The organism is Vulcanisaeta souniana JCM 11219 (genome assembly GCF_026000775.1).
GTDB classification, from domain to species: domain Archaea; phylum Thermoproteota; class Thermoprotei; order Thermoproteales; family Thermocladiaceae; genus Vulcanisaeta; species Vulcanisaeta souniana.
In genome coordinates this window covers 351,371-363,203 of the sequence record NZ_AP026830.1, presented here as the reverse complement: position 1 = coordinate 363,203, position 11,833 = coordinate 351,371, and the positions used below count along the sequence as shown (strand labels likewise).

The following is an 11,833-nucleotide window of genomic DNA, read 5'->3' as shown; positions in this document are numbered from 1 at the left end:
AAATTAAGGTGTTATCCTCAAGGAATCAAAAATGATGATGCTTTCTTGGAATGTCAATGGCTTACGGAGTATAATGAAGAAGGGATCGCTTGAGAGGCTCCTAGGTACAGGTAATTACGATGTTGTTTTACTCCAGGAAATCAGGGGTTCCGGTGATCTACCACTAACAATCATGAATCTTGGTTATGAGGCATACTCATTACCAGCCGAGAGGAAGGGTTATGCAGGTGTCATGACGCTTACCAAGGTTCACCCAGTCTCGGTCATTAAGGGCCTTGGGATCAAGGAGTTTGATGCCGAGGGCAGGATGATCACGGTAGAATTTAATGACCTCTACATAGTTAATGCCTACTTCCCAAGAGCCGGTGATGACCTTAGTCGTTTAAACTTTAAGTTGTCCTTCTGCAATGCCGTTGAGAAATTCCTGAATAACCTAAGGTATAAGAAACCAATTATTATATGTGGTGATTTTAACATAGCCAGGGATAAAATTGACTCCTCATTTTGGGATGAGAAGCATCCTGGATTAACACCTGAGGAGAGGGATTGGCTCAATCAATTTCTCAAGGAGGGATTCATTGATGTGTTCAGAGAACTCCATCCAAACACTAAGGTATACACGTGGCGCAGTTATAGGGAAAGATGGAGGGCTATGAGGATCGATTACTGCATAGTAAGTGAGGAGTTAAGGAGTAAAGTCATCAAAGCTGAGGTTTTAAGCAATGTTGAGGGCTCGGATCATGTGCCCGTCATGATTGAGTTAAGCACCTAAGCATTAAACTGCCGCGTGTTAATAACCTGTACACAAGGCACCTATTTTCAAACCCACTACAATTAACATCGCACCTAAGTTCATCATTAGCTATTTCGCAATTAATAACGTACTCATCAACACCATACTTATCAATAAAGCGAACACCAAGTCCATACACTAATGCGACTAGGAGGTAGTCAATGGGCCTTGTCCCATTAACCTTGATCGTTATTCCATTAACCTCAACGTAATAGTCGGAATCCTTTCTGTAAAACCTTATAATCATGGTAAAACAAGGATTTTAATGATTTTTAAGGGAGATTCCACATGTTTTGTGCAATTACCTTGAAGTCCATGGTTTCAAACCATACAGTGCATATGCCATGATAATTGCGCCTATTATCACGGCGATGAAGAACACGAAGCTACTAACAGCCATCTGTAAATTCCCGCTCAAAATATGACCGCTAGCGCAACCATTGGCCATTCTAGCACCGAATAATACTAGGTAGGCTCCTATGAATGATGCTAGGGCCCTAAGTCCCGACGTATTACCGAACCTATTCCTCCATATGTGCGGTGCCCATGGCTTAAACGCCATGAACCTCCTTGTTATGAGGATTGATGATATTAGGCCGCCAAGGAAAGTGCCTAGGTCAGAAAGTGGTTCCCAACCGATCTCACTAAACGGCTTATTAACAGGGACACCGTTAACTATTTTTAATCCACCAAATAACTGGAAATAGGGTAAGCTAGCGGCCCAGTGCGGGTTTATGAAGTATAGTATTTGTGCCCATATCCATGTGTATGTAGTTGACTCGCCGAATATCTGTCTAAGCACGATTACCGCGACCGCCACTAGCGTGAAGTCGAAGGCAAGCGCGAATATTATCCTTGATGAACGGGGCTGCTGAACGGAGACAGCCTCAATTACATAGTCAGGTATTTTCGGATAATCCTCCTTAAACTCGCTAATTTCATCCTCAAGCGGCATCACCTCCCTAGTCTTACCAGTTAGGTGGAGCACGCATGCCTTGCCACCTTGCCTTCTTGGTATGAATAACCACATACTAATCATTAAAATGCCAAATACCACAGCTACAATTAACTCATCGACCTTAGTCGTTAAACCAAATAGTGTGGGCCACGTTATTGGACCAAAGTTAAGGGTATCCCAGAAGAAGTACCTCGCCTGCCCAAATATTAATGACCAGGTCAAGGCACCCAGTAATCCACCAACCACGGCGTATACGGCATCTCTTCTTCCTTGACCGAGCGCAATCCAGATGGTGCCTGGGAAGTAACCGGCGATGGCTACACCGATACCGAATATTAAGCCTCCAATTACGACACCAGGTACGAAGAATGCCTTAATGCCCCAGTGTAGCGCAGGAACAAATAGGTTAAGTGCGTAGAGTAGTATTGCGCCAAGTCCTATGACTAAACCAAAGCATACCATTAATAGTCTATCCTTTAGGGTTATTGCCTTAATTATGACATCTGGATTAGAGAAGTCCCAAATTTCTAGAGGAATTGATAATAATATCCCTGCAAAGATGCCGACCCACAATGGTGCAAGGATTATGTGATATACTAATTGCATGACGACACCACCCACAAGCATTGCTAGGGCACCCACCAAAAGTATTGATGCCACCACCCACATTGGCTTAAGGTTTGTAGCACCAACCTGAATTTTCAGGGACTTACTACCCATACTAGTCACAAATCTAGGCTATCTGTTATTTTTAAATACTTTTATTTCAAAAATATGACATTTTATATCAAAATACTGATTATTCATAACGATAGAAGCATTTTAATAGCCCCTATCTACGCTCAAGTCAATGCCTACGTTTAAGCTAGTGCTTAACGATCCAGTGAGCGGAAGGGCTAAGCAACTGGAGGTTAAGGATCCAATTGCTCAGAGGTTCGTGGGTTTAAGGATTGGTGATGAGATTGATGGAGGCGCAGTAAAGGAGGTTCTTGAGCTACCGCCTGGTTTTAAGATAAGGATTACGGGCGGCAGTGGGATTGATGGCGCTCCAATGCTCCCAAACATAGAGGGCGCCGTGAAGAAGTACTTGCTAATGAATGAGGGGCTTGGATATCACCCTGAGAGGCGCGGCATGAGGAAGAGGAAGCTCGTTAGGGGTAATACAATAAGTGACCAAATAGTCCAGGTAAACGCAATCCTAATCTACCCAAAGGACTGGAAGGAAGGCCCGATAATACCACTTGGCGACAAGGAACTTCAAAAGCTCAGCGGTGGTGAACAAAAGGCCGAGGAAAAACAGCAATAATTCCCACTTGTTCTGGCATAAAATTGCACAGTCAATAACACCAGGTATGTTCTGCGCATTGAGGCAAATAGTAATTGTATACGGCAAGGCCCATACCGTGATCTTCACCGTGGCACCACCTATTTACTGCGAACCCTTACTGGGCCAATTAAGTATGTGCCTGAGAAATACCAAGTTGAATAATTGTAAAGGCAAAATTAAAATCCAGCCTGCCTTTGATCTTAATTGAGTCGCTTTATGGATATCATTAAACTCAGGATTAACGTTGCTAATTATGATGAGCTGGTGAATTTAATGCTTAATTGTACCAAGTGTAAATTATACAGTACAAGGAAGAGGGTTGTTCCGGGTGAGGGCCCATTAAATGCAAGGATCATGTTGATAGGTGAAGCACCTGGCGAGAGGGAGGATGAGGAGGGTAGGCCCTTTGTGGGTGCCGCCGGTCAACTGCTAACTAAGTTGTTGGGTAATGTGGGTATTATGAGGGAAGAGGTTTACATTACTAATGTTGTTAAGTGCAGGCCGCCCAATAATAGGGATCCTGAAGAGGATGAGGTTGATGCATGTAGACCATATCTCGTGACTCAGATACTCATGATTAAACCCCAGGTAATTGTATGCCTTGGCAGGCATAGCGCCAGGGAGGTCCTCACAATGGCTGGCTACCCAGAGAAGTCCGTGTCAAACATAAGTAGTATTAGAGGTAAGGTATTTACCGCCAGAATTGGTGATGTTAGTGCTAAGGTTCTCCCGACCTATCACCCAGCAGCGGCTCTCTATAATCCGAGGCTAAGGGAGGTTATTGAGGATGACTTGAGGAAGGTCAGGTCATTAATTAATAAGAGTGAGAGAGGCGGTATACTTGATTATATCTAGTTTCATAGTGTACCGTTGATTACCCTCCAAAGTCCCCTTACGTACCCCGCGAGGTACGGTAGTGTTATTAACATGTTCAATAGCGTTAGGTGTATTACGGAGAAGATGAATGCTATGATTACTATTGACGTCATTAGGAACTCGGGTAATAGGTTTATGCCTTCCCTGGACCATTTACGGGAACCCTTCGGTGTTGGTACCCACTCAATACTGCCAATACCGAGTAGCCCCATTAGGTTTGCAATGGCTATCCTGGGTAGCGCCATTATGAAGGCTAGGTTAACACTGTTTATTGCGAATACGTCCCTACGGGGATCACCACCGTATTCCCTATCAAGATCAATCAGGTTGTATAGGTACAGTGCCAGTGACGGTACTACAAGTACTAATAATGACGCGAAGACCCATAGTGGTATTCTTAGGCCTATGATGTCGATTATGGCAAGCATTAGTATTGAAATTAATTGAAGTATGTAGGCGAGGTACTGACCCAGGTAAAGCATTACTGTACTTCCATGTCTCCTACGCAGTACCTGCCAGAAGTACCTCCTAATTACCCTACCCACGCCGAGACTCCACCTAAGCTGTTGTCTGAGGAAACCCATGTAATTAACAGGGACCTCTACCTGCACCTGGGCATTATCACTGTATTTAACCCTTAAGTTTCCCGTGAAGAACTTAACGCCTAATTCAACATCCTCAAGAACATCCTCAGGCCAATAACCAACCCTCCTAACCGCGCCAACGCTGACCAGAGACCCACTGCCAAGTATTGGGACCCAATTGACCAGGTTATCAAGTGCCTTGAAAACTCTGAAGAAGAATAGGTAGCCGAGCCATTGCCCGCGGGCTAATAATGAATCATTCCTATTAATGGTGGTCCAACGAGGCACCACTGCACTTGCTGAGCCAAGAAACCTCTGTAATTCCCTAAGTGTGTCTGTGCTAATTACGGAGTCTATGTCGAGTACAAGCATGTAATCCTCATCGTTAAGCCCCAATCTCTTAATCACGTGGTTCAGTGCGCCACCCTTGAACCCCCTCGGTTTTTCCCTGTGTATTACCTTAAAACCGTACTTACTTCCTAGGGCCTTGATGATGCTTATTGTCTCATTATCATAATTATCCAGTACATAGGTGATGTTAAATTCATTACCTAGTGATGATAACCTACTCATGGATGACTCTATTAGGTCGAGGGGTTCGGACTTCGCAGGAACTACTATGAATACCCTAACCCTACTCCTGTTTTCCATATTCAAACCCTCGGTGCTCGGTGTTTCATCGTGCTTCCTAATCCCTCTCTTGATTATTAGTAATTGATATGTTATCGGGTAGAAGGACACGAACGTTATTACCATATATATTATCATAATCAGTGTTTCATAATTGATGAATACCACGGGTCCATTGATCACGTGATGCTTAATAACTTATCCCTCATTGTCTGCTGTCAGTTCCTCTTGATTGCCGCTTATGATTTAGGTCCTCATACTGCCTAGATCCAGTATTATGTCTATGCGTACATTCCTGTCCCTCATTTTTTCAACCCATGAGTTACTCATTGATATTAGGACTGAGACGCCGGCAAGATGGGCGCCTGCATTATTTATCATCTCCACCAGTGCATTTAGCGTTCTTCCGGTCCTGACTATGTCATCAACGATCAAGACCTCGTCACCCTTCTCCAGTAGGTGCTTTGGTAGGTATAGGGAGACTCTACGTGGCGGTGAGTCGGCTATGTAACCAACCTCGTAAAAATCCTCTGTGGCTATGTCCTTATACTGCTTGGCTATGGCGAGTCTTGCATTTAGGGCATAGGATGCCATTACCGAGAGAGGTATCCCGTCGGTTGCCGCTGTTAATACCTTGTTAATTGGTAAATCAGAGAAGAACTCCCTAATCCTTCTTTGATAAAGTCTTAGTATGTATGGGTTAAACAGGACATTATTTAGATCAACAAAGCCGTCCTTCATTACAACATTCCTTCTCAGGACCTCCGTGAGATCCAACATTGACTTCAGTCTATCCTTTATCACGCTAACTGTATCCAGCGAGGGCAGTAAATCACCATTGGCATACCTACACAGCAGGCTCTCTGGTATACCCAGTATTTGCGATAATTCCCTGTATGATAAGCCGTATATAGACTTTGCGGTGTTTATGAACTCCACCGCCTCCAACTGCTCATCAACCTTAACTAACCTTCTACCTGCCCGCATTTGATTTATTGTTTAATCAATTGTTTAAAAAGTTAATCACTAAAATACTTCATTAGCTCTACAACCATAATAAAATTAATATATTACTAATAATCATGCGGTGAAAGGTTTTTATTAAAAATAGTTATTTATTTAATTCATGAGTGGTGAAGAGAGAAGGGAGGAGGCCGGTGGCGAGGAGGAGTTAGAGAGGGGAGGCGTATCCGCCGAGTTAGTTAGAGGTAATATTCTAAAGATTAGGTGGGTAACCGGTAAGACCTCGGCTGCTAAATTATTCGGTAAGTACGGTAGGGAGGGAAGGCCGGACTTCTTCAGGCTCCTCTTTGGCGCCATTGGCGGCAGTTTAAGATCTAAATTCCCCGAGGACAAGGCAAATGAAATATTCAGAAGAATTAGGAATTCCCAAGAGTTCAAGGATTCACTGGATAATGTATTTGATTCAATGAAGAGTTGGTTTTTTGATGAGGTCGTTCCTAGGTACAAGCTTGAACGTGGTGATGTCTTCGCAATATCAACAACACTTGAACTTAACATTGACACTGGAGAACTCAAGTGGGACAGGGAGAGCACGCGGGTTATTTACTGGGTAAGGAGCGATAGGATTGCCGAGAAGTGTAGAGAGTTGGGTGTTACAGGAACCGGCGGTGAGGAAACTAATAAGTTGAAGAGGGAGGAATTAACCAAGAGAATTAATGAATTAGCCAATGAGAATAGTAGATTGATGGCGGAGAATGAGGAATTGAGAAAGAAACTCGAGGAAATCAAACGCATAGTGGGACTAACCTAGCCACCATAATACCCCGTTAAAACGCCATATCCAACAATATCATTCACACCCACAGCATTAATTAGATCCAAATCACTAACACCCTCACTCGGGGCTATTTCCCTATTCAGGGCTAGTACTATGATTACGTACTCATGTGGAGGACCGGCAGGTGGACATGGTCCTCCATAACCGACCTTACCAAAATCATTCAATCCCTGATACCCAACACCAGGCACGTAATACTGAGCCGATACTCCCTGCGGTATCTCGGTAACATTCGGCGGCACATCATAGAGGACCCAATGTACGAAGATACCATTCGGCGCATCTAGGTCCTCCATAATGACCATTAATGACTTGGTGTTGTTGGGTACATTACTTATGTACAACGGTATTGACACATCCAATCCATTACACGTGTAATTGATGGGTATTTGGGAACCATTGTTGAATACTGACTTTACAATGATCCTTGGTGCATTAGATGGAACCTTCACAAGGCCTATAGAAATCGCCTTCGTAACCCCTCTCCGTGCATATTGCAAGGTGCCTATGATCATCGCCATGGTTATTATAATTATGACCAGGACGATAATTAGATGGGGCCTCATTACTTAGTAATCATGATCAAAATGCTTAATAGGTTTTGTTGTCTCGAAAACTGAATGCCTATAATTACATTTAAGCGAAGCGACCTAGAGGGTTTATTGGGTAAGTACTTCAGTGGTGAGGAGGAGCTCATTACTCTTTTGAATAGGCTTAAGGGCGAGGTTGAGGGCGTCTCTGGCGATGATGTGATGTTTGAAACTACCCACGATAGGCCCGACCTACTCTCTGTCGAGGGCATAGCCAGGTCGCTCAGGGGATTGCTGAGGATTGAGGTTGGTCTCCCTAGGCTCAACATGATTACTTCTGGCTTTAGGTTGGTTGCTGAGGACGTTCCTAATAGACCGTACATAATGATGGGCATTGTACGTGACCTAAGGCTTAATGACGAGGCCATTAGGCAGATGATTCAACTACAGGAGAAGCTGCACGCGACGTATGGTAGAGATAGGAGGAAGATGGCCATTGGTTTCTACGATGCTGATAAGATTAAGCCACCTCTCACGTATAGGCTTGAGAAACTTGATGCCATTAGGTATAGGCCCCTGGAGAGTGATAGGGAGTTGAGTGGGGCCGAGGTTATTGAGGGGATGGAAAAGGGGAGGTTATACGGTAAATACGCTGTTTATGAGGGTAAGGTACCAATACTAGTTGATTCTGAGGGTAGGGTTCTCGTGATAATACCCGTGCTTGGTAGTGAAGACTTTAAGGTCACGGAGAAGACGAGGAATGTACTAATCGATGTAACCGCAACAGACCTAAAACTCGCCAAGTCAATACTTGCCGTCCTAACATACAATCTACTCGAGAGAAGCTCCTCAAGGACTGTTGAGGTAATTAATGTGGAAGCTCCATGGGGTACCACGGAGTCCCCAGCACTGAACCCCCTTGAGTTTAGGTTAACCATAAACTTCGTGAACGATTACCTAGGTCTCAACCTTAGTAAGGATGATGTCATGAATTACCTACTTATGTCTAGGCACGATGCTGTAGATGAGGACAAGGAATTGCTGGTTAAGGTTGCTCCGTACAGGTTTAACGTACTTCACCCAGTGGATCTTGCGGAGGATGTCGCAGTGGCCTATGGCTATGACAAAATACCAAAGGAATTACCATCCCAGCCTGTTAGGGGTGCGCGGTATGGATTAAGCATGTTCACTGACCTAGTGAGGGACCTAATGATAGGACTTGGTTTCCAGGAGGTTCTCAATTACATGATGAGTAATAGGGACGTCATGATAAGGAGGACCATGGACCAAAGGGAGCTTGTGGAGGTCGATAACCCCAAGTCAGAGCTCTACACCGTTATTAGGGACCACATATGGCCTCAACTGATGGAGATTGCGGCTAGGAATAAGGCCCTAATTGAGGGCGGCCTCAGGATCTTTGAGGTGGGTTATACGGCAACGCCGGACCAGGACAGGGAGGTGGGGGTTAGGGAGGACCTAGTGCTTAGTTACCTCATCAGTGGACCTGAGATAACGCTCACAGATGGTCTTTCTACATTAAGGACAATGTTCACAAGCCTCGGCATTAATTACTCACTTAATCCATGCGAAGTACCATCAGGCCTACCCGAGAGGACCGCATGCATATACGTAGGAACTAAAGACGTTGGCTTTGTTATGGAATTAAGACCAGACGTAATAATATCGTTCGACCTAGAGTATCCCGTTGTTATTAGTGAGATTAAACTTAATGAGTTATTGAAGCAGGAATAATTAATAAGGGTAGAAGCGCTATGGATTTAGTTGAGACGCGTATGTATGGTATTGTATTTAGTAAGGTTGACCCAGTATCAAGGGGTGTCTTTGAAATATTCAACAAAAATGGGAACCTCAAGTATAGACTAAACATGGGTAGTTACGAGGTTTATGACCTAGGGGGTAACCTAGCGTTTTACGCGTTGGATAGGGATATTGTTTACCTGGATGATCTAGAGGAACTACTGCAAAGAATTCCCGAGAAACTGCAGGAGTTAATTTTCGTCAGTCGCCATGCAATGAAAAACCCAAGGCCCATGTTCACGTCACACGTCACGGGTAACTGGAGCACGGCAGAACTTGGCGGCAAACCAAACACCATATCACTGGCCAACCCGCACACCATCACGGCATTCTACAGGGAATTATGCAGGGTAAGGCATGAGTATGGATTGGAAAACTTTGAGTGCCATGTTGAGGCTACCCATCATGGGCCAACCATTGAATCGATGCCGGTGACCTTCGTTGAACAGGGAAGTAGCGAAAACGATTGGTCTGTGAGTAGGGGCTGGGAGCTACTTTATCATGTGGTTAATGAGTTCCTCGACGGCAAATTAGTGAGTAATAGTGAACCCTCAATATCCATTGGGGATCTCCATTACCTAACTATGGATAATAGAATAATCAGCGGTGAGACTGACATAGGGCACGCAATACCAAAGTACATTAAGCCGGTGACCGAGGACATGATAATAAAGGCTGTTAAAATGATGATCGACAAGCCGACCAAGGCTTACGTAAGTTGGAAGTCCATCGATAATGAAACCAGGAAAGTAGTTACAGAGGCCCTCAATAGACTTGGTATAAGAATTATCAAAAGGACCTAGTTTCATGCATTCGATCCCCTGAACTTGAACCCCAGGGTAAACATAACGCGTTTTAATGCCCTCAATACCTCAGTATGAAGGGATTTACATGTTGAACATAATGTCTCCATAAATTCTCGACCTACTTTTAATTACTAAGACCTAGTATCCTTATTAACACAGGAATCTAAAGACTACAGGTACTAATCATGACCTACCTAATCAATTCTGACGGGTTTATAATAAATCATGGCATTATTATTTATTCAAAAATCACGTATTCAAGTCCTCCATTGATAACCAATGCAGGTATTAAAACCATGTTAATTAACAACAATGAGGGACCCAATCATGGCAACAAGGGACCAAGTAAATCCCTTTTATGAACAAATGAGTGGGATCTACGTTGGTATTGACTTGGCGCTGCCAGGCAGGAGGAGAACAGGCGTCGGTGTGTTGAATACCGTTGAACCCATGTACTTCGTAAACACCTTATCCTCAAGGGAGGAGTTAGTGAGTTTTGCTTTAGGTCAAAAACCATCATTTGTATGTATTGACGCACCCCTGGGGCTTCCTAGGCATGGATTTAATAGGTTAATTGAAATCAAGGCCAGAAAACTGGGGCTTAGACTTCTTCCGCCACTGCTGGGCTCCATGAGGTTGCTGACAATGTACGGCATCCAGGTTGCGAATTATTTAAGGCAAGTAAACATTAAGGTGCTTGAGGTGCACCCCACATCAACGCTTAAGGTACTTGGGATGGATAGGCAGGGTTTCATGAGGATCATAACCTCGTCACTGAGGGGCCCCCAGGTAAGTAATGTGCATGAGATCGATGCATTGGTCTCGGCATTCACGTGCCTACTTCATGATCATGGATGCACGGAGGCGTTGACCGGCTACGGTGATGATGAGGGCGCATTGATAATTCCACGTAGCGATTGCGAGATCCAGGTGCTACTGCGTGGATATGCTTAATGAATTAATCAATAGGCATAGGGATATCATAATACGGGTCTTGAGATTGGGTATTGATTGCTGTGGTGATGATTGCATTAGCAGGGTCACCGATTGGACTCGCATTAAGGAACTTAATTGCCGCATGTATGGCCTAATGATAGATCCTGACCAAGTTCATGAGTTATTGAGGCGACCATCCCTAATAAGGTCATTACTGAGAATGGGTATCAACAGGCTGATCATATATCCGTGCGCTACCCTAGACCTGGTTACGTTATTAGGTAGGCTTGGCTTTACGGTAATGAATTACATAACTAGCGATGAATGCCCACTCACTCAGGAAGTAGTTATTCACCTTGATGCATACAGGATAATTAACCTGGTAAGGAGAGGGATAGTGGTTTATGCCCATTTATATAACCCGTATATTAGGGAAAGAAGGGACCATATGCCTGACGCGTATTCTGTTTTAAATGGGAACCTTGAGTATTTAATGAAAATGGGCACTAGGTTGTACTTGATTCTTGATGTGAACGACCACTGATCCTTATGAGTATGTCAACCCTCCTTATTGTTGATGATGCCTCCGTAGTCATCACGATTTTACCCTAACTAAGGCGTAATACTATTCAAGGAAACCCTATAGGGTAAAATACCTAGAAAACGAGGCCCCGTGGGCCTTAGGCGGGGCCCTTACAGATCAGCTTCACAAATGGCCTTACTATCCCCAATGCCCTATTGGTGTTAGCATAGAGGCGTTGAATGAACTTGGAG

Annotated in this window: 14 protein-coding genes; 9 read left to right on the top strand and 5 right to left on the bottom strand. The window is 44.1% G+C overall.

Annotation, left to right across the window (positions count from 1 at the left end; genetic code table 11):
• Nucleotides 1-31 precede the first annotated feature (31 nt).
• Nucleotides 32-772, top strand: a complete 741-nt coding sequence (locus Vsou_RS01885; RefSeq protein WP_054844106.1) for an exodeoxyribonuclease III — start codon at nt 32-34, stop codon at nt 770-772.
• Here the strand turns inward: Vsou_RS01885 and Vsou_RS01880 are convergent.
• Together Vsou_RS01880 and Vsou_RS01875 are read right to left on the bottom strand one after the other, a co-directional pair.
• Nucleotides 750-1,040, bottom strand: a complete 291-nt coding sequence (locus Vsou_RS01880; RefSeq protein ID WP_054844107.1) for a hypothetical protein — start codon at nt 1,038-1,040, stop codon at nt 750-752. The genes Vsou_RS01885 and Vsou_RS01880 overlap by 23 nt on opposite strands.
• A gap of 54 nt (nt 1,041-1,094) precedes the next feature.
• A complete protein-coding gene (locus Vsou_RS01875; RefSeq protein ID WP_188603995.1) occupies nt 1,095-2,471 on the bottom strand; it encodes a YeeE/YedE thiosulfate transporter family protein in 1,377 nt (458 codons plus the stop codon).
• 130 nt (nt 2,472-2,601) lie between these two features.
• On the opposite strand from Vsou_RS01875, the gene Vsou_RS01870 reads away from it, so the two are divergent.
• The 3 genes from Vsou_RS01870 to udg are packed head-to-tail and all read left to right on the top strand — an operon-like array spanning nt 2,602 to nt 3,933.
• On the top strand, nt 2,602-3,057 hold the full coding sequence (locus tag Vsou_RS01870; RefSeq protein ID WP_188603996.1) for a 30S ribosomal protein S6e: 456 nt from the start codon (nt 2,602-2,604) through the stop codon (nt 3,055-3,057).
• Nucleotides 3,026-3,286 (top strand): hypothetical protein, encoded by a 261-nt coding sequence (locus Vsou_RS01865; protein ID WP_264890753.1) that lies wholly within the window; start codon nt 3,026-3,028, stop codon nt 3,284-3,286. The genes Vsou_RS01870 and Vsou_RS01865 overlap by 32 nt, the downstream gene beginning before the upstream one ends.
• Nucleotides 3,283-3,933, top strand: coding sequence for a type-4 uracil-DNA glycosylase (gene udg, locus Vsou_RS01860; RefSeq protein WP_373286828.1), 651 nt, complete (start codon nt 3,283-3,285; stop codon nt 3,931-3,933). Before Vsou_RS01865 ends, udg begins: the two co-directional genes overlap by 4 nt.
• Nucleotides 3,934-3,935: 2 nt before the next feature.
• Here udg and Vsou_RS01855 read toward each other — a convergent pair whose 3' ends face one another.
• Nucleotides 3,936-5,336: a glycosyltransferase family 2 protein gene (locus tag Vsou_RS01855; protein ID WP_229709932.1), complete on the bottom strand. Its 1,401-nt coding sequence runs from the start codon at nt 5,334-5,336 to the stop codon at nt 3,936-3,938.
• A 78-nt stretch (nt 5,337-5,414) separates the two neighbouring features.
• Complete coding sequence (locus tag Vsou_RS01850) at nt 5,415-6,155, bottom strand: phosphoribosyltransferase family protein (protein ID WP_054844110.1); 741 nt, start codon at nt 6,153-6,155, stop codon at nt 5,415-5,417.
• Between the two features lie 139 nt (nt 6,156-6,294).
• On the opposite strand from Vsou_RS01850, the gene Vsou_RS01845 reads away from it, so the two are divergent.
• Complete coding sequence (locus tag Vsou_RS01845) at nt 6,295-6,942, top strand: hypothetical protein (RefSeq protein WP_054844111.1); 648 nt, start codon at nt 6,295-6,297, stop codon at nt 6,940-6,942.
• Here Vsou_RS01845 and Vsou_RS01840 read toward each other — a convergent pair.
• Nucleotides 6,939-7,535, bottom strand: a complete 597-nt coding sequence (locus Vsou_RS01840; protein WP_188603997.1) for a YbhB/YbcL family Raf kinase inhibitor-like protein — start codon at nt 7,533-7,535, stop codon at nt 6,939-6,941. The genes Vsou_RS01845 and Vsou_RS01840 overlap by 4 nt on opposite strands.
• Nucleotides 7,536-7,589: 54 nt before the next feature.
• Between Vsou_RS01840 and pheT the strand changes: the two genes are divergently transcribed.
• From pheT to Vsou_RS01820, 4 genes are all read left to right on the top strand, one after another.
• Nucleotides 7,590-9,251 (top strand): phenylalanine--tRNA ligase subunit beta, encoded by a 1,662-nt coding sequence (gene pheT / locus Vsou_RS01835; protein WP_188603998.1) that lies wholly within the window; start codon nt 7,590-7,592, stop codon nt 9,249-9,251.
• A 20-nt stretch (nt 9,252-9,271) separates the two neighbouring features.
• Nucleotides 9,272-10,120 carry a D-aminoacyl-tRNA deacylase gene (locus tag Vsou_RS01830; protein ID WP_229709933.1) on the top strand — a complete coding sequence of 283 codons (849 nt, stop codon included), beginning with the start codon at nt 9,272-9,274 and terminating at the stop codon, nt 10,118-10,120.
• A 330-nt stretch (nt 10,121-10,450) separates the two neighbouring features.
• Complete coding sequence (locus tag Vsou_RS01825; RefSeq protein ID WP_229709934.1) at nt 10,451-11,077, top strand: DUF429 domain-containing protein; 627 nt, start codon at nt 10,451-10,453, stop codon at nt 11,075-11,077.
• Nucleotides 11,070-11,603 (top strand): hypothetical protein, encoded by a 534-nt coding sequence (locus Vsou_RS01820; protein WP_054844112.1) that lies wholly within the window; start codon nt 11,070-11,072, stop codon nt 11,601-11,603. The genes Vsou_RS01825 and Vsou_RS01820 overlap by 8 nt, the downstream gene beginning before the upstream one ends.
• The last annotated feature ends 230 nt before the right edge of the window (nt 11,604-11,833 follow it).

Coding starts and splice junctions, on each gene's coding strand:
- Vsou_RS01880 (WP_054844107.1), bottom strand. CDS start 1,040: ATGATTATAAGGTTTTACAGAAAGGATTCCGACTATTACGTTGAGGTT.
- pheT (WP_188603998.1), top strand. CDS start 7,590: ATGCCTATAATTACATTTAAGCGAAGCGACCTAGAGGGTTTATTGGGT.
- Vsou_RS01850 (WP_054844110.1), bottom strand. CDS start 6,155: ATGCGGGCAGGTAGAAGGTTAGTTAAGGTTGATGAGCAGTTGGAGGCG.
- Vsou_RS01845 (WP_054844111.1), top strand. CDS start 6,295: ATGAGTGGTGAAGAGAGAAGGGAGGAGGCCGGTGGCGAGGAGGAGTTA.
- Vsou_RS01840 (WP_188603997.1), bottom strand. CDS start 7,535: ATGAGGCCCCATCTAATTATCGTCCTGGTCATAATTATAATAACCATG.
- Vsou_RS01825 (WP_229709934.1), top strand. CDS start 10,451: ATGGCAACAAGGGACCAAGTAAATCCCTTTTATGAACAAATGAGTGGG.
- Vsou_RS01875 (WP_188603995.1), bottom strand. CDS start 2,471: ATGGGTAGTAAGTCCCTGAAAATTCAGGTTGGTGCTACAAACCTTAAG.
- Vsou_RS01885 (WP_054844106.1), top strand. CDS start 32: ATGATGATGCTTTCTTGGAATGTCAATGGCTTACGGAGTATAATGAAG.
- Vsou_RS01870 (WP_188603996.1), top strand. CDS start 2,602: ATGCCTACGTTTAAGCTAGTGCTTAACGATCCAGTGAGCGGAAGGGCT.
- Vsou_RS01830 (WP_229709933.1), top strand. CDS start 9,272: ATGGATTTAGTTGAGACGCGTATGTATGGTATTGTATTTAGTAAGGTT.
- Vsou_RS01820 (WP_054844112.1), top strand. CDS start 11,070: ATGCTTAATGAATTAATCAATAGGCATAGGGATATCATAATACGGGTC.